This window comes from Streptomyces seoulensis (assembly GCF_004328625.1).
Classification (GTDB): Bacteria; Actinomycetota; Actinomycetes; order Streptomycetales; family Streptomycetaceae; genus Streptomyces; species Streptomyces seoulensis.
On record NZ_CP032230.1, the window covers coordinates 14,253 to 35,694 of the forward strand.

At 68.8% G+C, this 21,442-nt stretch carries 27 protein-coding genes and 1 pseudogene; 4 read left to right on the forward strand and 24 right to left on the reverse strand.

Annotation, left to right across the window (positions count from 1 at the left end; genetic code table 11):
* Positions 1-43: 43 nt before the first annotated feature.
* From D0Z67_RS29100 to D0Z67_RS29130, 9 genes and pseudogenes are all read right to left on the reverse strand, one after another.
* Complete coding sequence (locus D0Z67_RS29100) at positions 44-361, reverse strand: hypothetical protein (RefSeq protein WP_031183034.1); 318 nt, start codon at positions 359-361, stop codon at positions 44-46.
* Between the two features lie 3 nt (positions 362-364).
* A complete protein-coding gene (locus D0Z67_RS29105; RefSeq protein WP_031183035.1) occupies positions 365-1,429 on the reverse strand; it encodes a major capsid protein in 1,065 nt (354 codons plus the stop codon).
* Between the two features lie 15 nt (positions 1,430-1,444).
* Positions 1,445-2,179 (reverse strand): hypothetical protein, encoded by a 735-nt coding sequence (locus tag D0Z67_RS29110; protein ID WP_031183036.1) that lies wholly within the window; start codon positions 2,177-2,179, stop codon positions 1,445-1,447.
* Between the two features lie 107 nt (positions 2,180-2,286).
* Positions 2,287-3,078 carry a phage scaffolding protein gene (locus D0Z67_RS29115; RefSeq protein ID WP_031183037.1) on the reverse strand — a complete coding sequence of 264 codons (792 nt, stop codon included), beginning with the start codon at positions 3,076-3,078 and terminating at the stop codon, positions 2,287-2,289.
* Between the two features lie 62 nt (positions 3,079-3,140).
* A complete protein-coding gene (locus D0Z67_RS29120) occupies positions 3,141-5,033 on the reverse strand; it encodes a hypothetical protein (protein WP_031183038.1) in 1,893 nt (630 codons plus the stop codon).
* 72 nt (positions 5,034-5,105) lie between these two features.
* Positions 5,106-6,146, reverse strand: a complete 1,041-nt coding sequence (locus D0Z67_RS30360; protein ID WP_234312889.1) for a phage terminase large subunit family protein — start codon at positions 6,144-6,146, stop codon at positions 5,106-5,108.
* Positions 6,089-6,814 carry an HNH endonuclease gene (locus D0Z67_RS30365; protein WP_234312890.1) on the reverse strand — a complete coding sequence of 242 codons (726 nt, stop codon included), beginning with the start codon at positions 6,812-6,814 and terminating at the stop codon, positions 6,089-6,091. The genes D0Z67_RS30360 and D0Z67_RS30365 overlap by 58 nt, the downstream gene beginning before the upstream one ends.
* Before the next feature lie 178 nt (positions 6,815-6,992).
* Positions 6,993-7,769 (reverse strand): annotated as a pseudogene (locus D0Z67_RS30635) (Hint domain-containing protein); the annotation flags it as partial.
* Positions 7,738-8,271 (reverse strand): hypothetical protein, encoded by a 534-nt coding sequence (locus tag D0Z67_RS29130; RefSeq protein WP_031183041.1) that lies wholly within the window; start codon positions 8,269-8,271, stop codon positions 7,738-7,740. The gene D0Z67_RS29130 and the pseudogene D0Z67_RS30635, both read right to left, overlap by 32 nt.
* A 111-nt stretch (positions 8,272-8,382) precedes the next feature.
* Here D0Z67_RS29130 and D0Z67_RS29980 point away from each other — a divergent pair, with 111 nt between their 5' ends.
* Positions 8,383-8,802 carry a hypothetical protein gene (locus tag D0Z67_RS29980; RefSeq protein WP_131589740.1) on the forward strand — a complete coding sequence of 140 codons (420 nt, stop codon included), beginning with the start codon at positions 8,383-8,385 and terminating at the stop codon, positions 8,800-8,802.
* Between the two features lie 170 nt (positions 8,803-8,972).
* Here D0Z67_RS29980 and D0Z67_RS29140 read toward each other — a convergent pair whose 3' ends face one another.
* From D0Z67_RS29140 to D0Z67_RS29205, 15 genes are all read right to left on the reverse strand, one after another.
* Positions 8,973-9,527: a hypothetical protein gene (locus tag D0Z67_RS29140; protein ID WP_037775746.1), complete on the reverse strand. Its 555-nt coding sequence runs from the start codon at positions 9,525-9,527 to the stop codon at positions 8,973-8,975.
* Between the two features lie 26 nt (positions 9,528-9,553).
* On the reverse strand, positions 9,554-11,842 hold the full coding sequence (locus D0Z67_RS30370; protein WP_244942383.1) for a hypothetical protein: 2,289 nt from the start codon (positions 11,840-11,842) through the stop codon (positions 9,554-9,556).
* 39 nt (positions 11,843-11,881) lie between these two features.
* Positions 11,882-12,361 (reverse strand): hypothetical protein, encoded by a 480-nt coding sequence (locus D0Z67_RS29150; protein ID WP_051887978.1) that lies wholly within the window; start codon positions 12,359-12,361, stop codon positions 11,882-11,884.
* Positions 12,362-12,366: 5 nt separating this feature from the next.
* Entirely contained in the window at positions 12,367-14,442 is a 2,076-nt protein-coding gene (locus tag D0Z67_RS29155; protein WP_031182933.1) for a selenoprotein S family protein, read from the reverse strand.
* Between the two features lie 122 nt (positions 14,443-14,564).
* Complete coding sequence (locus tag D0Z67_RS29160; protein ID WP_031182934.1) at positions 14,565-14,789, reverse strand: hypothetical protein; 225 nt, start codon at positions 14,787-14,789, stop codon at positions 14,565-14,567.
* Entirely contained in the window at positions 14,786-15,346 is a 561-nt protein-coding gene (locus D0Z67_RS29165; RefSeq protein WP_031182935.1) for a hypothetical protein, read from the reverse strand. Before D0Z67_RS29165 ends, D0Z67_RS29160 begins: the two co-directional genes overlap by 4 nt.
* A 20-nt stretch (positions 15,347-15,366) precedes the next feature.
* Positions 15,367-16,287: a hypothetical protein gene (locus D0Z67_RS29170; protein WP_031182936.1), complete on the reverse strand. Its 921-nt coding sequence runs from the start codon at positions 16,285-16,287 to the stop codon at positions 15,367-15,369.
* A 37-nt stretch (positions 16,288-16,324) separates the two neighbouring features.
* On the reverse strand, positions 16,325-16,609 hold the full coding sequence (locus tag D0Z67_RS29175) for a hypothetical protein (RefSeq protein WP_131589741.1): 285 nt from the start codon (positions 16,607-16,609) through the stop codon (positions 16,325-16,327).
* Positions 16,610-16,633: 24 nt separating this feature from the next.
* A complete protein-coding gene (locus tag D0Z67_RS29840; RefSeq protein WP_158713899.1) occupies positions 16,634-16,789 on the reverse strand; it encodes a hypothetical protein in 156 nt (51 codons plus the stop codon).
* Positions 16,786-16,983, reverse strand: a complete 198-nt coding sequence (locus tag D0Z67_RS29180) for a hypothetical protein (RefSeq protein WP_031182938.1) — start codon at positions 16,981-16,983, stop codon at positions 16,786-16,788. The genes D0Z67_RS29840 and D0Z67_RS29180 overlap by 4 nt, the downstream gene beginning before the upstream one ends.
* A 41-nt stretch (positions 16,984-17,024) precedes the next feature.
* Positions 17,025-17,312, reverse strand: coding sequence for a hypothetical protein (locus D0Z67_RS29185; RefSeq protein WP_031182939.1), 288 nt, complete (start codon positions 17,310-17,312; stop codon positions 17,025-17,027).
* An 80-nt stretch (positions 17,313-17,392) separates the two neighbouring features.
* Complete coding sequence (locus D0Z67_RS29190) at positions 17,393-17,857, reverse strand: hypothetical protein (RefSeq protein ID WP_031182940.1); 465 nt, start codon at positions 17,855-17,857, stop codon at positions 17,393-17,395.
* The gene (locus D0Z67_RS29195; RefSeq protein WP_031182941.1) at positions 17,857-18,123 is read right to left on the reverse strand and encodes a hypothetical protein; all 267 of its coding nucleotides are present in this window, start codon (positions 18,121-18,123) and stop codon (positions 17,857-17,859) included. Before D0Z67_RS29195 ends, D0Z67_RS29190 begins: the two co-directional genes overlap by 1 nt.
* Positions 18,123-18,395 (reverse strand): hypothetical protein, encoded by a 273-nt coding sequence (locus D0Z67_RS29200; protein ID WP_031182942.1) that lies wholly within the window; start codon positions 18,393-18,395, stop codon positions 18,123-18,125. Before D0Z67_RS29200 ends, D0Z67_RS29195 begins: the two co-directional genes overlap by 1 nt.
* The gene (locus D0Z67_RS29205; RefSeq protein ID WP_051887980.1) at positions 18,395-18,697 is read right to left on the reverse strand and encodes a hypothetical protein; all 303 of its coding nucleotides are present in this window, start codon (positions 18,695-18,697) and stop codon (positions 18,395-18,397) included. The genes D0Z67_RS29200 and D0Z67_RS29205 overlap by 1 nt, the downstream gene beginning before the upstream one ends.
* A 209-nt stretch (positions 18,698-18,906) precedes the next feature.
* On the opposite strand from D0Z67_RS29205, the gene D0Z67_RS29210 reads away from it, so the two are divergent.
* The 3 genes from D0Z67_RS29210 to D0Z67_RS29220 all read left to right on the forward strand — a co-directional run bounded on the left by D0Z67_RS29210 (position 18,907) and on the right by D0Z67_RS29220 (position 21,389).
* The gene (locus D0Z67_RS29210) at positions 18,907-19,680 is read left to right on the forward strand and encodes a GntR family transcriptional regulator (RefSeq protein ID WP_031182944.1); all 774 of its coding nucleotides are present in this window, start codon (positions 18,907-18,909) and stop codon (positions 19,678-19,680) included.
* 170 nt (positions 19,681-19,850) lie between these two features.
* Complete coding sequence (locus tag D0Z67_RS29215) at positions 19,851-20,135, forward strand: hypothetical protein (RefSeq protein WP_031182945.1); 285 nt, start codon at positions 19,851-19,853, stop codon at positions 20,133-20,135.
* A 222-nt stretch (positions 20,136-20,357) separates the two neighbouring features.
* Positions 20,358-21,389, forward strand: a complete 1,032-nt coding sequence (locus D0Z67_RS29220; protein ID WP_131589742.1) for a hypothetical protein — start codon at positions 20,358-20,360, stop codon at positions 21,387-21,389.
* Positions 21,390-21,442: the final 53 nt, after the last annotated feature.

Genomic DNA, 21,442 nt, shown 5'->3' on the forward strand with positions numbered 1-21,442 from the left:
GCCCGCTCTGGCGCCCCACCAGGGGGCGGGCCCGCACACTCCCTCAGTTGCCGCTGCTGCCCTCGTCAGCGGCGTCCCGGCCCCCGGACCGGCTGGTGGCCGCACTCTTGCGTGCGGCGGTCTTCTTGGCCGAATGGGCGGCCTTGGTGTCCTGACTGGCGTCGTCCTGGTCGCCGCCAGCAGGGCTGTGGTCGCTCTTAGCGGGCTTGGACGAGCTCGGGACCTCGCCGTCGACCCAGGCGGCCGGGTTCGTCACCAGGGCGGCCAGCTCCGGCTCCGGGCAGGTGCCCGCAGCCAGTTCGACCGTCTGATGGGTTTCCGGGTCGTTCACGTACACCGTGGATGCGAGCTGGGCGGCCATAGGTCACCACACCGTCGCGGCGATGTGGATGTCCGGGGTGTACATGACCGGCAGCGCGGCCGCGGAGCACTTCGTGTACACCTGCGGCGGGTCGTCCTGGTAGCCGCGGGTGACGACGATCCCGGGGGCCTCCTCGCGGAGGATGGCCGGGTTGGCGCCCTGGGACAGGATGAGGCCGTCGGCGGTGAGACCGTACTGGGTCTCGGCCCACTGGGACGGGTTGGGCGGCAGCAGGAAGAACATGTTCTCCGGCAGGGCCCTCACGTCGGTGCCGTTGTCCAGCTCGATCTTCACGTCGTAGCGCTCGATCGGGGGGAGGCCGTAGCGGGCGCGGACGACGTCGACCTCGTTGGGGGCGAGGACGGCGGTGGGGATGGTGCTGGCGGAGTTGACCGAGCCGTAGTAGGCGGCGCGGTAGGAGTCGTTCGCCATCATCTGCGCCCACCCCTTGTAGGAGGTGAGGGCGCGGGCCGGGGCGGGGGCGCCGGAGGAGCGGAGGACTTCGATCCAGCGCATCTCGTCGCCGAGGATGTCGGCCGTGGGGTCGGTCCACGCGGTGGGTGCGGTCGGCATGTTCGCGGCCGGCACCTTGTAGTCGGCCTCGAGGGTGAGGTTGTTCTCGCCGACCAGGGTGAACTTGCCGTCGGTGAGGAGGTCGCCGGCTGCGAGTTCGAGGCGCTTCTTGATGGACAGGACGTGCGCGGCAACGTCGTCGTAGACGGCCTGGACGAGGTCGCGGCTGTCCATGCCGCGGTCGAGGTTCTCCAGGATGGTCTCGAACTCGCCGACGATGTACTTCTGGCCGAGCGGGAGGAGCTTGCCGGAGGTGGCGAACTGCGTGATCTCACGCGTGGCCACCTTGGTCTGGGCGTCCCATGCGCGGTAGTTCGCGGCGGCGACTCGTCGCCGGTTGCCGCGGGTCTCCCAGCGGACAGAGTTGATGGTTCGCTCGGGCATCACCGACAGGGTGAGTGCGTAGTCCGACGGGGTCTGGATTTCCCGGACGAATGCCTGGATTTCCGTCGGGTTCAGGTCGCGGAGCAGGAGCTCCAGCATGTCATTGGGCATGGCGGTGTCTCCTGATCAGACCTTGTAGACGAACTGGGTGTTGGAGCCGGCCGGGGCGTCGGCGGGGTCGAAGGCGACCGGGAGCTTGGCGACGTCGATCTGGCCGTGGACCATCAGCGGGGCGGCGACCTTGGTGGAGCCGGGGTGGAAGGCGACCTCGGTGAACAGGAACCCGCGGAAGGTCTGGGTGCCGTCGCTGGCGGTGGCGGTGCCGCCGGCGGTGGTGGTGGCCATGGTGACGCCGGGGGTGCTGCCGCCGGTGAGGGAGGCGGTGGCGGTGATGGATGCGACGTTGTCGCCGAGGTACTGGCCGCCGAACGTGAGGGTGTAGGGGCCGCCCGCGTTGCCGGTGACCTTGATGTCGCCGGGGTTGACGTTGGACAGCGCCTCAAGTGCGGCCTGGACGGTCGCGGCGGTGGCGTTGTAGGCGATGGCGCTGGTGGTCTGCCCGGAGAACGTGAGGGTGAACGTGCCGCCGGTGGGTCCGCCGGTGATGGTGGCGGTCTGGACCTCGTTGGTGACCGGGCTGTACGGCTCGAACAGCTTGGTCGTGGCGTTCTGCGCCAGGGGGATGCCGGACTTCAGCTTCCGCTCCGGCTGGTAGGCGGACGCCTCGAGCCAGTGCAGGTTCTGGTCGAACTGGGTGAGGTCGAGGGTGACGGTCTGGTTGGCTTCGATGCCGAGCATGCTCATGAGCCACGGGCGGCCGACAGCGAGCGTCTCGGTGCTGGTGTACGGCTGGATGTCCACGCCGTAGCCCCTTTCGCGATGTCACGCGGGTGTGTGGTGAGGGCACCAGGTGGTGGTGCCGTCCACGGGGGGTGCGGGCGTGGTCCCAAGTCGTTCGGTGGAGCTGGTCAGCTTGCGGTGCGCAGGCCCATGGCTTCGGCGCGGGCGCGGGCGGCGTCCTTGACTGCGTCCTTCCCGGCTGTGGGCGGGCGCGGGGGGCCGCCGGCGGCGGGGCCTCCGGAAGGGGCCGGGGGCAGTGCCTGGTGGACTGTGCCGCCGAAGAGTTCGGTACGGCGTTCCTTCAGCTTGTCGGCGGCCTCACTGATCGCGGCGTCGTCGGCGTCGTCCGCTACCCGGATCAGGGCGGTGGCGTCGTCGAGGTCGTCGCCGGTCGCGCCGAGCTTGACGAGCGCGGCCCGTATGCGGGTGTCGCGGTCTCGCTTGGCGGCATCGGCTTCACGCTGGGCGGCGGCGTCGATGCGGGCCTGGAGTTCCTGCTCGCGCCGGGTGAGTTCCTCGGTGCGCCGCTGTTCCTCGGAGAGCTGGGCTTGGCGTGCCTGTTCGGCCTGCTTGAACAGGTTGCCGAACTGGGTGGGTTCGAAGGAGTCCGGGTCGAGGCCGGCGGCTTCCGCGATGGTGCGGAAGGCGGCGCGACGGCCCTCTTCCTTCTCTTCGGACATCATCTTGTTCAGCCGTCGCTGGGTGAAGGAGACCTTCTCCTCCTCCGGGTCCGCCGGGTTGACGGGAGGCACGTGGATGGCGGGGACTGCCTGCGGGCGGCCGGCGAGGTCTGCCGGGGTGGGCGCGGCCGGTGCGGGCGGGGTGCCGCCGTCGTTGTAGAACACCGCGAGACCGTCCACACCTGTGTAAGGGTGGGCCCAGGCGGTGGCGGGGCGGGGCGGCTGCGTGGGGCGACGCATCGGTGACAGTCCTCCCATGGACAGTTCAGGCCCCGCGCCTGAGATCAAGGACACCACAGAAGTCACGATGTGTTCCCTCCGCTCCCTCCGGGCTGCGCGTCCGGCTGGTTGGTGGGCGTGTTGTCGGAGGGCAGACCGGGGAGTTGCGGCGCCGGCGGCGGGGTGGGGTCGGGGTTGATGTCGACGCCGAGGTAGTCGGCGACGAGCTTCGTGTCACCGGTGGCGTCGGCGAGCTGCCGGGCTGCTTCGAAGGAGCGGGATTCGATCTGCTTGACCTCTGCCTGAGCGTCGCTTATGGGCCAGCCCGCGTCCTGCAGCATGCGGATCGCGGTCTCGAGGCTGATCACCTTGGCCAGGTAGGCGGTGGTGACCTGGTCGAGGACGGCAGCCTTGTCCGTCGGCGTGTAGGGGCCGCGGGTCAGCTTGGCCGGCAGGACGGGCAGCCCGGCCCAGTCGGGGTGCTGGCCTGCGTGGAAGAGACGCTGCACGAACTTGGGTATGAGCCGGTCGGCGTGGTCGCGGGCGAGCCGCATCCCGGCAATGTTGGAGTCGAGCGGGCCGAGGGACAGTTCGAGGGCATACCCGGAGGGCACCTTGGAGGGGTCCATGGTGCCCAGGGCGACGGCGGGGAGCCGGACGACGTTGGCTGCCCGGTCGTGGAGGTCGTGGCCGTGTTCGCGGAGTTCACGGAGGGCGGCGGAAGTGTCGACGGCGGTCATCTTGCCGTTCTCGCCGAGGGTGAACAGGGCGCCGGGGCCGACGTTGAACCGCTGATTGGAGTCGTGCACACCAGAGATGGCGATCATCGGGAGGCCGGTGGTGCCGGACGCGCGGGCAGAGTCGGTGTCCGACGCGGCAAGCTCGTCGAACACCTGCAGCGCCTTCGCCAGCGACGACTGGCCCCAGTGCTCGCCGGCGGCGGGCACCGTGTTGGGCAGGTGGATAACCGAGATGAAGTCCTGGTAGATGTCCAGCCGGTCCAGCACTTCGCCCTGGGAGTTGCTGTTGAAGTGGGCCTTCTCCATGGGCAGGGAGTCGACGTCGATGTCACCGGTGAGGTCCTCGAGGAGCCAGATCCCGTCGGTCAGGTAGCACGTCTTGTAAGAGGGCTGTTCCGACCACGGGTACATGCGGGAGATCGCCCCAAGGTGGTCGACCCGGTCGCCGCGGCCGAGGACCGGGATGGCGGGTTCGTCGTCGGTGGCTTCGGTGAGGACTGGGGCGCGGACGGGCCGCCCTTGCCGGTCGACCCCGGAGGCGGTGGCGGGCCTAATCCAGTCCAGCTCGTAGGTGATGCGGCGCAGCCGGGCGGGCAGGCGGCGTTTCTTGTCCTCGGGGAGTTCCCACGCGAAGTGGATTCGGGTGGGGTAGTCGGTACCGTCGGAGTCCTCGTCGATGACGGGGAAGTAGAAGCCGGGGTCGTAGGTGGTGATGCGGGGGCGCTGCTTGTCGGCGTCCCACCACAGGTGGAGTACCCCGTCGCCGAGGCCGACGGCCTTGCGTTCGGCCTGGAGGAGCCGCATGGGCAGGAGTTCCTCGTCGGCCCACTCGCGGAGGAGTTCCTGCACGCGTTCGGCCTGGACGGCCTGCGGGTCGGGCTGGTCGTCGTCGGCGTGTTCGGCGCCGGGCACGGTGATGGACTGCTCGCGGCCCAGGACGTGGGAGACGAGGGTGTCGACGAACATGGCGGGGTCGCCGTACTCGCGGCGTTCGCGGGCCTCAGCCCCGTCACGGATCTCGGCGAGTTCCCCGGCCTGGTTCTGGTCGTAGGCGGCGAGGAGTTTGTAGGAGGCGAGCCGGCGTTCGTCTTCGGCGGGGACCCACATGGCGGCGGCTTCGGGGAAGGCGCGGCGTTGTGGCATGCCGGTGGTGGGGTCGGCAAACAGCGGCTTGTAGTTGAACATCGACCAGTTGTCGATGCGCAGCGCGTGCCGCAGCCCGGTCATGAGGCCCACCGCTTCTCCTCTGCTTGCAGGCCCCGCGCCTGATCATCAGGGTACGGGTGTGGGGTTGGGGTGTTCCCTCGGCTATCGGCGGCCGCGGAGCCGCTGGTCGCTGTAGGCGTGGCTTCCGAGTCCGTGCTGGGCGGGGTCGGCGAGTTCGGTGAGGGCGTGGACGGCGGCGTCCATGCGGTCGGGTGAGTCCATGCCGGGCAGCCAGGTCACCATCTGCCTCTCCAGGTCGGGGAACTCCCCTACGTGGTGGACGCGGCCCTGCTCATAGAGCTGAGCGATGGGTTCGGCGCGCAGCCGTTTGCCTTGTTTGGCGTTGACTTCGACGATCCGCGGCATGGGCCGCCCCTGGGTGCGCCCGGATCGTTGGAGGTCTTGCCAGGCTTGGATGAGGACCTGCCGGGTCATGTCGCCGCCGAAGTTGGTCTCCACGACGAAGGCGTCGGCGTCGAGTTCGATGGCCAGCAGGCATGCCTCGGTACCCCAGGCGTTGGCGCCGTGGCGTCCGGAGCGGTCGGCGAGAAGGTAGAGGTCTCCGTCTGCTGCACGGCCGCCGGCGACGATGCCGGTTTCGTCGTTGGCGGTGCCAGCGCCTCCCGAGGGGTCGATAGCAACGAGGGTGCGGCTGAGGTCGACGCCGCGGAACGCGACGGGGCTGCACCGGTTGCCGGTGATCCAGGCCCACTGCCAGACACCACCATCGAGGGGTCGGGGCTGCTGCTGGTAGAGGGCCCACCAGACACGTTCACCGACGCCCTTGCGGATGCGGGCGAGGTCTTCGGTGTTGTACCGCTCGGGCCACAGAGCCTCGCCATGGCTGCGGCCAAGGGGATCGTCCTCCGCCATGGCCAGGGCAGGCAGGTCCAGGACGGTCCATTCGTCGCCCTCAGTCTCGAGAAGTCGGCCGGATAGGTCGTCGGGGTTCCAGCGGGTGTTGATGACGACCAGGCTGCCGTTGGGTTCGAGGCGGGTGAGGGCGACGGACTGCCACCAGTCCCAGACTCGGTCGCGCTGGGTCTGGGACTCTGCGTCCTCGGATCCCTTGAAGGGGTCGTCGACTATGAGGCAGTTGTGGACGAGTAGACCGTCAGCAAAGAAGTTGCTGTTTCCTTCCACTTGGATGTCATGGACTCGGACGCCTGGCGCGTGTACTCGGCGAACCAGGGATACGGCGTCTCCGTGGACTTGTGGTGTACGGCGTGGCAGGTGTAGCAGAGCAAGATGAGGTTCTCGACGCGGTTGTTCGCCGGGTTCTCGTCCAGGTGATGCACGATCAGGTTCGACCGCTGAGCAGGCACGCCGTTCCGCATGAACGTGACCGGCTTGAAGCCGGCGGAGCAGACGACGCAGCAGTCCTTGTCCCGCTCGAAGATCAGCGGACGTGTCTCCTTGAACCACTTGCTGTAGCTGGTGCCGTCCTTGTAGTGGGAGTTTCCCCAGCCGAGCATGCGTATCGAGTGGGCCTTGTCCGCGCAGACGCGGGAGCAGTACACGGTTCGGCTGCTCAGAGGTCGAAAGAACAGTCCGCACATGGTGCACGGCTTTTCCGGATGCTCCCGAGAGTCGATGCGGCATTGCATCGAGCAGAACTTGTTGTTCCTCTTGCCTGGCATTGCGATGTCGCAGTGCTGGCACCGGCGGGCGTTCTTCACCGCATGGTGCGCCTGCGAGTGGTCCTTGCAGCAGTAGAACGAGAAGTGTCCGCGCCGAAGAGCCTTGTTGTACTCGTACCGGGGCTTCAGGAATTCCTCGTTGCACCATAGGCAGCGAAGAAGGATCTTCACGTATCGAGCCTGGTTGTAGCAGTCCTTGCATGTGGGACTGAGCGTCCCCCTGGGCTTCCCCCGATCCTTGCCGCACAGTGTGCAGTGTCGGTTCGCCCTCGAGGACGTGCGTTGTAAGCCGGTCCCTGGGCCGTAGAGACGCGGCCGGCCGGTAACCGAATCCAGGGACATAGAAGGGGTGATCTCCGGTAGCCCGTACTGTATGCCCACGAGCGCTGGTGACTTCGATGAGTCCATCGGCGGTAGTTGTCCTCGTTGCCAGAATCCGGCGCCACTCCGGTCGGCCGGTCGCATGGTTGAAGGAGAGAACTCGCGGCTTCATCTTCATGGCCACGAGTTCTGACATGGCAATTCTACCGATTTCCGTGGTCACCAAGGTCTCATCAGGCAAACAGTTCGCTCCTTTTCCTGTGAGGCCACCGCCCACGCCGGCGGTAACCATTCCGCCTTCGCGCCCGTCGATATCGAATCGGTTCGCAGCGCGCGAGCCCTGATTGAGGGAGATGCCGAGAACGCTGGCGTAGCCGGTGATGGTGTCGCGGATCCATCGCCCGTGGTCATCGGCGAGAGTGGCGCTGTAGGAGGCGAGCATGAGCCGGTGATCGGGGTTGCGCCGCAGGTACCACACCGGGGCCCAACGTGAGGCTCGACGGCTTTTGCCATGTCTTGGAGGCATCGTCAGCATCACCTTGACCCGCTCCCCCACGGCGATGCGCTGGAACGCCTGGTCCACCAGGTCCAGGTGCCGTGCCTGCATCTCCTTACCGTTTGTGAGGACTGCCGCGAGGGCGCCTGGAGAGCGGTCCATTGCCATCTCGCGCTCAAGGTGAGCTAGCTGCGCACGCAGCTCGGGAGAGGCTGCACGGGCGATCTCCAGCCGCTGTTCTCGGGGAAGTTGCCGGTAGGCCGCCAGCAGATCGGCGTTACTTGTCACTGCCGTCTTCCGCTGCGGCATTCTCGGTGTTGTCCTCGGTGGCCTTAGAAGCTCCCAGTCCCATGAGCGTCTCAAGTTCCGCGCTGGTGACGGGCCCCATCTGGAGTGGCCCGCCGTCAGGCCCGGTGACTTCGGCCTTGGTGGGCATGTCGAGGCCGTTGAGTTTGGCCCGCCGGTCCATGAGGCGTAGGACGGTGTCGACGGCCCGCATGTCGAGGGCGTGGTCGACGACGTTGCCTTCCTTGTCGAGGACCGGGGAAGGCTTGGTGGCGCGGGGCCAGGCGGCTTCGAGGAGGGCGTCGAGGCGTTCGTTCTCCTGCTGCCGGTAGATGCTGATCTCGGCGGCTTCTTCGTCGCGGTGGGCTTCGAGGGCGCGTTTGAGGTCGCTGCGGGCGGTGGCTGCGCTGGCGTAGCCGAGTGCGAGGATGCGTTCGTCGTCGTAGCGGACGCCTTCGCGGCGCAGCTTGAGCAGTGCGGTGCGGCGGACGGCTACTTCGTCCTGCTTGAGTCTGGACCAGGGCATGGCGGTGGGGCTCCCGCTGTGTGGTTGTCAGGCCCCGCGCCTATCACGGATGATCGCCGATTTTTGCTGGTGTGTTCCCTCGGGTGGGGGTGTGGGAGGACGATGCGCGGCATGAAGCGTGCGCGTGTGGGGTGGGTTGTAGGGGCTGTGGCGGCCGCGGTGGTGCTGGCGGGCTGTGGTGACGGCGGTGGGGATGCGAAGCCGTCTTCGAGCCCGTCGGCGTCGTCGCGGGTGGTGGAGCCGCGGTCGGCGTTTGAGGTGTATCAGGGGGTGACTGCGGCCGGGTGCACTGATGCGGATGACTGTCAGGCGTTCATGACGCGGAAGCTGGCGGCCGCGGTGAAGGTGCGGGAGGCGATGCAGGCGAAGGACTCGGCCGTGTACGCGGAGCCGATCGGTGCTGTGGACGAGGCGGAACGGCAGGCGGACCACTACGGGCGGAGCAATTTGGGGGCGAAGGGCAACAGCCTCGCGGTGTCGTTGCCGTTGCAGCGGATGGTGGCGTGGTTCCGGGAGCATCCGGAGGGTTGAGGGTATGGGGCGGCCCCGCCTCCGTGGGGGTTTTCGGGGGCGGGGCCGGGTCTTGTGGCACGGTCCCTGAGTTCGCCTTGGCGCGGGGGTGCTAAGCCGCCCCCAGGGACCGTGCTAGTTCATGGTGGCGTATGGGGCGGGGTTTGTCAGAGGTGCCTTCCCCCTGCGGGTTAGTCGCCTGCGGGGAGTTGGTTGCGGTTGCTGGCCCACAGGCCGCGGTTGGTGCTGTTCACGGTGCGGGTGTCCTGGTGGACGGTGCCGGTGTAGTGCTGGTGGATGACGGGCGGTGCGGCTTCCACGACCTGGCGGGCGCGGCGGAGGAAGCGGGCGAGGGCGAGGATCGGCAGCGCGATGGTGGCGGGCGCGGCCGCTGCGATGGCCAGGGCGGCCGGGTCGACTTGGCCGAGGGTGTAGACGACGAGGCTGGTCATGCCGCCGATGGGGAGTGAGGCGATGCCGGTGCAGAGGATTGTGGTGTTGAGGTCGACGGCGCGCTGGCTCATGGGGGGCCGTCCGGGCTGGGGCACGGGGGCGGTCGGCCCGGTGGTGTAGGTGGCGGGGAGGGTGTCGTCGCGGTAGGCGGTGGGCGTGGTCTTCGCGGTGTTGGTGGTGGTGAAGGCGGATTCGAGGTCGGCGAGGAATGCCTGGGCGGCGGTGTTGGTGGTGGGCTGCCCGGCCTGGGTGGCGTGGGGCTGCCGTCCGGGGGGCTCGGGCAGTCGGTTCACGGGGATCGGTCTCCTGTCGGGGTGGGTTAGTCGGTGAGCTGGTAGGTGCCGCGGCTGATGGCGGTGACGTGGCCGGCGTCGCGGAGTTCGGCCATGGCGTTGTTGACGCTGCCGGCGGCGACGTCGGAGAGGTGGCGGCGGACGTCCTTGAGGGCCATGGGGCCGTCGGTGAGGAGGTCGAGGATGCGGTCCTTGATGCTGCCGGCGCTCGGCTGGTCGTCTTCGTCGTCGAGGACGACCTGCGTGTTGGATGCCTGCTGGCCGGTTTCGGGTGTGTCGTCGTCGCATTCTCCGGCGAGGAGGGCTTCGGCGTGGTCGAGCCAGCGGGCGTAGGACTCCTGGAAGACGCGGTCCTCGTCGGGGGTGAGGCGTGGGATGGGCGCGGATTCCATGAGGGTGATAAGGCCGGGGTAGGTCTTGTTCTCCTTGTGGGCGTACCAGGTGCGGTTCAGGAAGAGGCTTCCGCCGTTGATGATGTTGGCCATGCCGGCGGTGATGGGCCCCTTGGGGGCTTCGAGGCCGTGGAAGGCTGCGTCGATACTGCTGCCGTCGCTGGTGTTGAAGTAGCGGGGGATGGGTTCGATCTGGACGCCGGGCGGGAGGACGCCGTCGCGGGCCATGCTCTGGGTGGTGGAGGAGTTGGTGCGGCCGAGCCAGACGGTGCCGTTCTTGGCGTTGGCGCGGATGCGGTCTTTGTCGCCGAGGTCGGCGAGGTGGATGGACTGGGCGGCGAAGCGGATGCCGAGGCCGAGCTTGCGGCCGGTTGACTGGGTGTCGCCGACCAGGCCGGTGACCCACTTGCGGAAGGGGCGGGGGACGACGGCGTCGGCGGAGAGGATGCGGTTGAGTTCGTCGAGGGTGACGTTGACCAGTGGCCAGGGGTTGCCGATGTCGAAGGAGCCCCAGCCGTTCTGGGCGCTGACCTGTTCGCGGTACTTACTGAGGTCGTTGGCGGCGGCGAGAGTGGCGGCGGTGGCGGCGATGCCCTTGCCGAAGTGGTAGACGCGGCCGTCGACCTCGGGCAGGGACATGCCGTCCTGGGCGTCGGCGGCAATGGAGACGATGCCGCTGATGCGTTCGCCGGCGATGACGTGGAGCAGGGTGACGGACTTGCCTGCGCCGGGGGCTCCGACGTACAGGTCGGTGATGGCTCCCATCTGGGGGTCGTAGAGGGGGACGCGGCCGGTGCGGCCGTCGGGGCGTTGGCCGAGGGCGATGGTGCCGTCGGGCTGCATGGTGAGGTCTTCGATGGTGGCTTCGCGGACGTTCATCAGCGGGTGGGTTTTGTAGATGCTGATGAGGCCCTCTCCGAGTCCGTCGGTTTCGACCATGAGGAGGGTGGCGTCGGCGATGTCGAAGGCGCGGGCGAGCATCTTCTGATTGAGCTGGATGAGGTGTCCGTCGGGGGCGGTGGTGCGTAGCGCGATCCGGTTGTCTTCGATGCGGTAGTCGGTGAGGAGCATGCCGGGGGCGGCGCCGCGCGGGTGGGTGATCTTCTCGTTCCAGATGCGGTGGATGGGGTCCTGTTCGGCCTGGGCGGCGGTGTCGAGGGTGGGGCGGGCGATGAGGACTTTCCGGCCGGGTCCGGAGCCGTCCATGGGCTGGAGGGTGACGGTGCCGGCGGGGAGGTCGAAGACGGCGGCGAGGGTGGTGGGGTTGAGGTCGGGGACGGCTTCGCCTTGGGGGGCGACGACGATGCCCCAGAAGTCGGGGGCGTTGTCCTGGTAGGGGGTGACGTTGGTGAGGAGGGTGTTGCCGGTGGTTCGGGCGGTGACCCATTCCCAGGCCCGGTATTCCTCGTAGGTGCGGGGGGCGGGCAGGGCGGGCGGGGTCTGCTGGGCGGGGGTGGTGTCGGGGGTGGGCGTCTCTGTGGTCGGGGTGGGGAGGATGGCCTTGAGGTTCAGGGAGTGGGTGATGGGGGTGGTGCCGGCCATGGTGATGCCCCAGGCGGCGGGCGCGAGGTACTCCCACCAGGTGGTGCCGGGGTGGAGGAGGTCGGTGAGGTAGACGCTGGCGCCGGTCAGCCAGGGCAGGGCGCGCTGGGTGGCCTGGAGGAAGCCGAGGGTGTGACCGGTGGTGTCGTCGTCGCGGCGGTCGAGTTTCTTCCACAGCCAGCAGAACGCGCCGACGGCGATCCCGCCTGCGGTGAGGTGGGCTGCCGTCCAGTCGGGCTGGGTGGGGGCGATGGTGATGCCGAGGGTGGCGGCGCCGTAGGTGAGGCGCTCGAGCTGGATTCGACGGCGCAGACTGTGTGCGGGTACGAGCCGGGGGCCGTCGGTGGCGGCTTCGATAGCGGGGGTCTGGTCGGTGGCCACAGGTGGTCCTCCTTCGCTGGCTGTCGTGGGGTGGGCGGGTTAGCGGACGGTATTGAAGCCGGGCTTTGGCTGCGCGTAGGGGGATGCCTGGCGGACTTCGTAGATGCCGCGGTATTCGGTTTCGTGGGCGTCGCCGACGGCGCGGGCGTTGGCTTCCATGCCGTCGGCGGCGCCGGCGAGTTCCCCGGAGGCTTCCGCGACTCGGTCGAGAGCTTGGGAGGCTTCGATGGCGAGGCCCTGGAAGTAGGGGTCGACGCCTGCTTGACCGCACATTTCGGAGATGCGTCGGGCCTGTTCGGCGTCGCGGTGCATGCGGTCCTTGAGGAGGTGCAGGTTCTCCTTGAGCCACATCGCGGCAGTGGCGAGGGCCATGAAGCGTGCGGTGAGGGTGACGAAGTTGAGGATGCCGAAGAGGAGTCCGCCGAACGTTTTGCGGGGGGCGGCCGGCTGGCTGCCGTCGGTCTGGCTGGCGGGCGGTGCGGGCGGGGTGGGGTCGGCGGGTTCGATTTCGCTGCTCATGGCGGTCATTCCTCGTTGTGGATGGGCGCGGACGGGGTGGTGAGGCCGGCGTCGGCGGTGGCCGTGTTGTAGGGCCGGTAGGCGTCGTTCATTTCGTTGCTGGCCGTCTCGGTCTTCTCTGCGGCTTCGAGGCTGGAGGTCTCCATCTCGTCGGCCATGCGGGCGACGAGGTCCATGGATTCGGCGAAGCGGGCGAGTGCGGCGGTGAACAGGGGGCCGATGAGGTTGTGGTTGACGGCCAGGTAGTCGGCGAACGTCAGGCAGGTGTCGCGGAGGCTGCGGGCTTTGGTGGCGAGGCGCTGGGATTCGTCGTGGGTGGCGAACGCGTCGGTGGTGAGTTGGTCGAGGCCGTCGCAGGCGTCGTCGAGGGTGATCTCGGTGGCGTGCTGGGCGTCCATGCCGTGGGCGACGGCCTGGCTGGCGGTGCGGGCGGCTTGGTGGCGGGCTTTGACGATGCGGGGGTCCGGGCCGGTGGTGCTGGGGGGCATGGGGCTGGGCTCCTGGGGGCGGCTGGTTCCGGGGCGCGGGGTGTGCGGGGTGGGGGCGGCCGGGAGGGCGGTGATGCCGGTGGTGACGGCGGCCGCGGTCTGCTGACGCCTGCTGCTGCCGGGGACGTGTTCGCTGACGACGGTCCAGGTGGTGCCTTCGGTGTGGGCGGCGTTCTCGAAGGGGCTGCGCCGGCTTCCGGAGGTTCCGGAGGTTCCGGAGGTTCCGGTGGGTCCTGTAGTCGGTCCGGTGGTTCCGGTGGGGCGGTGGGTTTGGGCGTACTTCCAGGCGCGGGCGCGGGTGTTCGTCCACCAGTTGCTGTTGTGCTTGCTCCGGTTGTGGGGGCCGCGGGTGTTGTCGCGGCGCGCCTTCGGGCCGGTGCCGCCGCCTGTGCTGGTGTTGCGGGGGGTCTTGGGCTTGGGTGCCGGGCCGTGCGTGGCGTGGGGTGGGCGGTGGGTGCGCTGCTTCCAGCGGCGGGCGGCGGCCTGCTTGAGCTTCCTCCACATCTCCTGGTCCCGTTCGGTGGGCTTGGTCTTCTTGTCGGTGTGCTTGGCCGGGGGTGCGTCCTTGCGGTTCTTGCGCTTCTTCGAGCTGGTGTTGGCGTTCTTGGGGTCGGTCCAGACGGGGGGCTTGTCGCTGGTGTTCTTGCGGCGCTTCTTGAGCCGGCGGGCGGCGTTCTTGTGCACTGCGGCGCCGACGGAGTCGGCGTGGCCGGGGCGGTGCTTCTTGTTCTTGCTGCCGGGCTTGTGGGGGGTGTGCTTGCCGCCTGCGTGGTCGTTGGTGGGGCGGGGCTTGTGCTTGTTCAGGGTGTTGGCGGCGCCCTGGTGCTTGCGGTGCGGCGCCTTGGGGTGTGCGGGCTGCTTGGCGCCGCTGCCGTTGTTCTTCCGGGGGGTGGTGCTGCCCGGCTTGGGCGTCTTGGGAGTGCGGGTGGGGGTGGGCTTACGGTCCGCGGGACGGGTCTTGCCCCCGGCGGGCCTGGTACTGCGGGGGCCTGAGGTGTTGCCGGTGGACGGCTTCTTGCCGCCCTGACCGCCGCCCGCTCCCCCACTGCCGGACCCTCCGGACTTGGACCGGTTCAGGGTCTTACGGCCGTACTCCTGGCTCGACGGGATCTGCTTGGCGCGCTGCTGGGCGGCCTTGTCCTGGATGCCCTGCATGGCGAGCTGGTGCTTGAGCCGGGCCTCGCGGATCGGGTCGGCTTCGGTGAGGCGGGCCTGCCGGCGGTCCCACCAGGAGGCGCCGACGGTGTGCGCACCGCGGAGCGCGGCGACGGCGACGGCGAGGATCGCGGCGAGCGACAGGGCGCCGAGCCGGGGGCCGATCAGGTCGTCGTCGTGGGGGGTGTAGCCGTCGCTGCGGAACGTCGCGGGGACGGTGTCGCCGGCCAGGTCGGGGGTGGGGATGGCGGGCTGCAGGAGGGCCGGGGAGGGCAGTGCGGTGAGGAGGTCGAGGGGGCTGCGCCGGCTCCCGGCGGGGGTGGTGAGGGAGGCAGGGGTGGGGGTGTCCGTGGCCGTGGTGGCGGGCCCGTCGGGGGTGTTGCCGGGGGTGAGGGTGAACCCGATCCGCGGGAAGCTGATCACGTTGTCGTCGGTCATGTCGCCTCCTTTCAGGGGTTGACAGGCTGTAGTCGGTGGGCGATCCTCGCGCGTGCGCGTTGCGCGTGCGCATTGGACGGCTCGTCACCCTCGTTTCCGGCGGGTGATGATGATGAATTCCGTCACTGGCTGTGAGCGCGGTAGAAGTCGTTGAGGTGTGCCGCAAGCCCGTTGGCGACCTTCGGGTCACCGCTCTCGAGAGCGTCCTTGGCGAGCTTGCGGCACACGTTCGTCCAGAACGTGACGAGGTGCATCGGCCCGGCCGCGGCGGCCCTCGCCTGCGCCGCGTTGTAGTGCTCGGCCTGGTTGGCGCGGCGGGCCTGCTCGGCCTTCTGCGCGGCGTTCACAGCGCCTCCTGCTGGCCGAAGAAGTCACCGATGTGCGGGACCGGGGCGGCCGTACTGCTGGGCTGGCCGGGGAACTGGAACGGCTGCGGGTTCACGTACTGCACGGCCGGCTGCCCGACCGTCGGGGGCTGGGCCGGCATGGTCGGCTGCACGCCGGTGAGGGTGTTCGTGCTGGTGGTGAGGGACTTGCCGACCTTGTCGTGGACGCTGGCCGCGGCAATCCCGAGGCGCTGCCTGCGGTCGTTCTTCTTCTCGAGTTCGCGGGCCCTGCGGGCGGGGAGTTCGACGACTTCCCGCAGGTAGACGGCGTTGACGGCTTCGGTTTCGGCGGCCGCCTTCTCGACGAGGCGGGCGACCTTGGTGAGGCGGCGGGCGACCTTGCGGGCGCGGCGGCCAGCGGAGCCGGTGCGGTCGCCGTCGATCTGGGTGTGGGCGAGGCGGGCCTGGATGATCTGGGCGAGCTGACGGAGCTGGGTGGCGTCGGTGGTGAACGTCTGCCGCTGCTCGTCGGTGAAGTCCCGCATGCCCTTCTGCGTCATCAGGGCTTCGATGTCCATCGTTCTGGTCTCCTTCGTGTTTAGAGGTAGCCGCCGTCGGTGGTGGCGCGCTGCTTGCTGATGCGGGACAGGACGGTGCGCACGTATGCGGCGTCCGCTTCGATGCCGTGATGCGCGAGGCGCTCCACGATCTGCGGCGCTGATGCGGTCGGCTCCGCGTCACGGACGATGCGCACTGCGGCGGCCTTCGACAGGCCCTCGCTGCGCAGCGCCTCACCGAGGTGCTGCGGTGCCGCATCGCGGGTGATGCGCGGCGCGCCGGTGGGGGCGGGTGTCACGCGCGACAGGGGCGCATCACGCTGCTCATCAGCGGTTTCACCGGCCGCATCGTTGCGGGCCGGGAGTTCGGGTGCGGCGGTCAGGGCCAGGGGCCGCATCCGGTGCAGCTCGCGGGCGCGGTCCTGCCGCATCACTTCGATGTCGAAGTCGGTGGACACTTCGCGCATCACGAGGTCGGCGTGCATCGTGCGGCGCCTCATCTCGATGCGGTGCTGCGCCTCTTCGAAGACCATGCCGCGTTCCATGGCGGCGAGGGTGTGGAGTTCGTCGTGGGTGAGTGCGGCGGGGTCGCGCATGTCGGCGAGGGCGAGGGCCCAGACGGCTTTGGCGCCGAGGGGGAGGAAGGGGCCGGCGGCGGCCATGGCGAGGGATTCGCGGGCCATGCCGTGCATGGCGAGGAAGGTGGCGACGATGAGGAGGGTGGCCCAGCCGAGGGTGGGGACGATCCAGGTGCGGCCGGCGATTCGGAGGCCGCGGGCTTCGGCGATGATGACGCTGCCCCAGATGATGTCGGCGCCGGCGGCGACGGTGACGCCGATGGGTCCGGTGCCGAGGAGGTCGACGAGGCTCCAGGTGGTCCAGGCCAGGGAGGCCAGGGACAGGAGTCCTGCCGGGTAGAGGAGCGGGCTGAGCCGCTTCTTGGTGGCCTGGACGGTGGTCATGGGGTTCGGTGTCCTTTCGGGGGTTCAGGGGGTGGGGTCAGGTGTTGCGCCGGTTGGGGAGCCAGAGGCGACGCTTCGGCTGTGGCTCGGTCTGGGGCGCCTGGGCGGGTTCGGGCTGCTGTTCCAGGGCCTTGGCGATCCGGGAGAGGCTGTCGGCGATGCCAGTGAGGTGCCAGTTGGTGGCGCGCTGTTCCTTGACGAGGGCCATCAGCAGGTAGGGCATGGCGGCCTGGGGGGCGTCGGGGATGGGGAAGTCGTGCTTGGGGTGCTTGCCGTCGAGGGCCCTCTCGGCGCGGCGGATGAGTTCGGGGGTGTCCATCACGGGGATCGGTGTCCTTTCGGGGGTTCAGGCGGCGAGGTCGTGGTTGTCGGTGGTGGGCGGGGTGGTGTGGGCGTCGATCTCGGCGAGGTTCTGCTCGGCCTCGAAGTCGGCGGTGGTCCAGGTGCTGGAGTCGTTGCCGTGGGCGGCGGCGAACTCGGGTCCGGTCATCGGTCGGTTCATCGGTTGGTGCTCCTGTTCTGGGTGCGGTGCCAGGTGGTGACGACGTGTTCGGCGCCGGCCTTGGCGGCGTACAGGGAGAGGAGGGTGATGGCGGCGATGTCGAGGACGGGCATGTGGTGGCGGATGGCGGAGTAGATGGGGTGGCTGACGGCGAGGAGGGCGATGGCCCAGATGAGGAGCTGCTGTCGGTTCATCGAGGTCCTGTTCGGCAGGGGGGGGCGGAGGGGGTCGGGGGTCAGACCATGAGGCGGTACTCGTCGACCATGTACGGCACCTCGTTCAGGTGGCGGGCTGCCCGCTGGAGGAGTGCGGTGTGGTCGTTGTGGGTGTCGTCGCCGGCTTCGGCGATGAGGGTGGCGGCGGTGTTGAGGCTGTCGGCGCCCGTGATCCCGGCCTGGTCGAGGTTGTCGGCGGCGTGGCCGAGCTGGGTGACGAACTCGGCGCTGGACGCGGCCGGGCGGGTGCCGGCGGCGGTGGCGATGTCGTCGGTGTAGGGGGTGAGGAGGGCCGGGAGGGCGCTCATGCCGGGTGTGTCCTTTCGGTTGGGCGGGTGGGGTGCTGCCGCGCGGACTGGGGGGCGACCGCGCGGCAGCGGCTGGTGGGTTACTGGTTCCTGCAGGCGTCGCACACGCCGCCGTTCCAGTCGGGGAACGTGCCGCCACAGACGGAGCACTGGCCGGAGTTGGCGGCCGGGGTGTCGAGGGCGGCGCAGGCGGTGGCGGGGTGGGTGCGGAGGTCGGGGTCGCGGAGCTGCCATGCGGCGAGTTCGCCCTGGTGCTGGATGTCCTTCCTAAGAGGGGCGGGCAGCGGGTTGAGGGCGGGCTGGGTGGCGGTGGTGAGGTGTTCGATGAGGGCGGCGATGGCTCCGACGGTGTCGCAGGCGTCGGGGCTGGCCGCGAGCTGGGCGAGGAGGAGTTGGACGTCGGTGGGGGTGAGGGTGGGGTCTTCGGCGATGGTGCGGATGCCGGCGGCGATGGTGCGGACGCCGGGGTGGATGTTGCTGCCGGTGGTGAGGTCGGCGAGGCAGTCCCCGAGCTCGGTGCCGTCGAGGCGGTCGGTGGCGGCCATCAGAGGTCCCCGTCCCACTCGCCGGTGACCATCTGCTCGTAGGCGGCGGCCGCGCCTTCCGGGTCGACGGCGGTAAGGACGTCGTCCAGGTAGGAGAGCGGGTCGATGCCCGCGTACATGGCGTCGATCTCGGCGTGGAGCAGGGGCTCGGGGTCGACGCTGTCCAGCAGGTCGACCAGGTCGGCGTACAGCTCTGGGTCGTTCTGCGCGACCGCGGCGGCCGACCACTCCCCCGACGGGATCTCCTCGAACTGGGGCTGGTCCATCACCGGTCACCTCCGACCACGTGCAGAGCCGGACGGCCGGCGGGCGCGACGGGGGCGGGGGCGGTGTCGTTGCGGACCAGGTCCCGCAGGGCACGCAGCCCAGCCAGACCCAAGTCGACGTGCCCGAGCCGCTCGTTGCCGTCCAGGCGGGTGAACGTGACCCGGATGACCGGCTGCTCCTGCATCCGGTTCTTGCGGGCAGCCCAGGCGCGGACGATGTCGGTGAGGTGGTAGCCGACCGTGTTCACGACGGCGGTCAGGTCGCGGGCCATCACACGTTCACCGTCTTGAGGACGCGGTCACTGCCGGTCCAGGTGGCGCCGGTGTAGTGGGTGGCGTTGGTGTGCAGGTCCTGGACGAGGACCGCGAACCGGGCGGCGTTGCGGCGGAGGATGCGGCGGGCTTCGGAGGGGTCGGTGACGACGGCGATGACCTGGAACAGGCCGGTCGCGTTGTCGTACACCGTGCCCGGCCTGCGCGGGCCGATCTGCTGCGCGGTGACCCGGCGCAGGGCCTCGTCGGCCGGGTTGGTGTCGGTGCGGCTGGTGGCCGCGAGTCCGCTACGGTTTTCCATGGGTCGCTCCTGGTTGAGGCTGGTAGCGATCTGCCGGGTCCTTCGGGGCCCCCGAGAGGCCTGGGTGGTAGGACACCTGGGCCTCTTCGGCTTCCTGAGCCGCCGTCATCTCCGACAACTGACACGTTATTAGGTACCTCTTGGACGTGTCAAGTAACTTGCAAATGAGATAGGCTCTACTTGACGGAACATCAGAGAGGAAGGATGCGATGCCTCAGGCAGAGATCATCAAGGCGCTCACCGACGCGATCGACTCAGGCATCTACAAGTACGGCGACAGCTTGCCGTCCACCAGGAAGCTGGCTGACGAGTACGGCACCAGCCAGCAGACGGTGGCCTCGGCGCTCGCGGTCATGGCCGGCATGGGCATGGTGCAGGTGCAGCGCGGCGCCGGTACGAAGGTCATCACGGGTCGGCGCGGGCACATCAAGCTGGGCACGTACCGGTCCGCCAACCGCACGGTGCCGACAGGAATGACCGCCTGGGCGAGGGACGCTGGCGAAGGCGCTAAGGAGGGACCGACTCAGGTCAGTCAGACCATCTCTACGGACGCCGATGTCGACACTGGTATCCCGGCCGGGACGGAGGTTGTTGAGCGAGCGCGCACGCGATTCGCTGCGGACGGCGCCCCGATGCAGCACAAGCGGACCCTGGTGACCGTCGAGGCAGCCACGCTGACTCCGCAGGGCTGGACGGGACTTCCGCCGATGATGAGTCCGGGCGATGTCATCCCGCCTGACGGTATGAGCATTGCCAAGTGGCTCGGCATGGGGGTGGAGCGTGTCGTCTACGACATCTGCACGTCGCCGGTGTCAGGCGCCGCTGCAGTAGCGCTGACTCTGCCCGAAGGAACGCCCTGCTTGCGGATCGTGTCTCGCGGGATCAGGGGTGATGGGCAGGTCGCCTACGCAACCGTGACCACGGCGCCACTGCGCAGTTCGATCTCGCTGGAGATCCGTGACGACGAGGGAGGATCCGCCTGAATTTACGAACGGCCGACCGGTGGTCTAGACCGGCCGACCGTCCTGAGCCGCTGCCCTGCGAAGACAAAGCGGCCCCGCACAGAACCCCCTGCTTAAGGAAGGATCCATACGTTGCCCACCCTAGCGACAACTCCGAGAACATCGAAGTTCACGGTCTTCGGTGATGCCCGATGACACGCAACGAACCCCCTTTTGTCACCTTCACGACAGGCGCACAACTCCTGATCGACAAGGGCTTGGTCGAGAGCATCACCCCCGATGGCCTCAGGTACATCGCCCGCACCGCGAAGGACTGGCCGTTCGGCGACAAAGCCAGCCAGCGTCCGTACGTGAAGGTCGGCAACGCCCGAACCATGGAGACGAAGGCGTTCATGAGGTACTTCGCATCAGGGCCGACGCGCGGCGGCCGAGGTCCGAACGAGGGGCAACACATGCGGACGAAGGCGGAAGAATGACCGCGTTACCGGTTCCTGAGATAGCAGCCTCAGCCCGGAAACGCAGAACGGCCGGGTCATCAGGGTCGCAGCAACCCCTAGCCGGCCGTCCTAGTAAGTCACAGCGGGTTGCACCCCGCTGGTTCTCCGAGTCCCACCTAGCGAAAGGGTCCTCGCAGTGAGGGTACCCAAGGTTGTTGGTGTAGCAAGCACTCCCCCGGCCACTCGGACGCTGGGGGAAGCATGAGCGATCAGTTCAGCGGTGCTGCTTTTGGGCGTGGCGACGAGGCTCCTGAGGAGGTCATCGTTGGTCGCGGCATTGCTGAGACCCACGGACTTCAGCCAGAGGACCTGGGTGTACTCATCCATCTGCTTCTCCTCCCTCCCGGCCAGTTGACTGCCGGCAAGGAACTTGCGGCCGGAATGCGCGCACTCGGCTGGAAGATGAGCGTCGACCGGTTCGAAGTGATCTCGAAGCGACTGATGGCTGCTGGCCACCTGCACCGCAAGTCGGTGTACGACCAGTCCTCGAAGCGCCCTCAGTGGCGGTACTGGGCGTACCGGAACCCGGCGAACAACCCTGGGTACGTCACGGCAGGCACTGCCGCGTTGTCACAGGTCAGTGGCGAAGTAGGGGAAAACCCGGTTTCGCATGAGCAGGGCCCGAGGGAAGTCGGGGAACCCCCTGTTTCGCAAGGTCAGAGCCGGAATCGGGGAATCCCCGACTTCGGGAAATCCCGATCGGCCGATTCGCACGTTGATGCAGGTCAGAGCCGGGATCGGGAAATCGCCGGTTTCGGCGTTCACCCCCCACACCCCCCGGAGGAGGTGGATACCTCCTCCCCCTACCCCCTCACTACGGTCTCGCGGCCCCATCCGCCACAGACGGAGGAGGGGCCGGAGTTCCTCCCAGAAGAGATCCGGCAAGCCGAGGTCTTCCTGCAGCAGATGAAGCGCTGGCAAGCAGGAGCTGCGACCGCCCGGAAGTGCGCGCCGCGGCTGCTGCGGGTGATGCGCACTCAGGGGTGGCCGGCGCTGGCCGACTTGGATGATGAGGCGCGCTCCAAGCTCGAGGCGGAGATCTTCCGCAACACCGGTGGCGCACGGTCCTGGGTGAAGTGTCTTCCCGGATGGATCGAAGACCTGAGGCTCTACGACCGCGTGCGGGCCCGGAAGGGCGCTGAGCCGGGCTCTGACGGCCGTGAGCGCTGCCCGGAGCATCCCAGCCGCTACCGGGTCAGCTGTGTCATCTGCGCCATGGCTGTGCCCGTCTGACAGCACAGTGCGGGCCGCTCCCATGCCGGGGAGCGGCCCGCGTTACCCCTGCC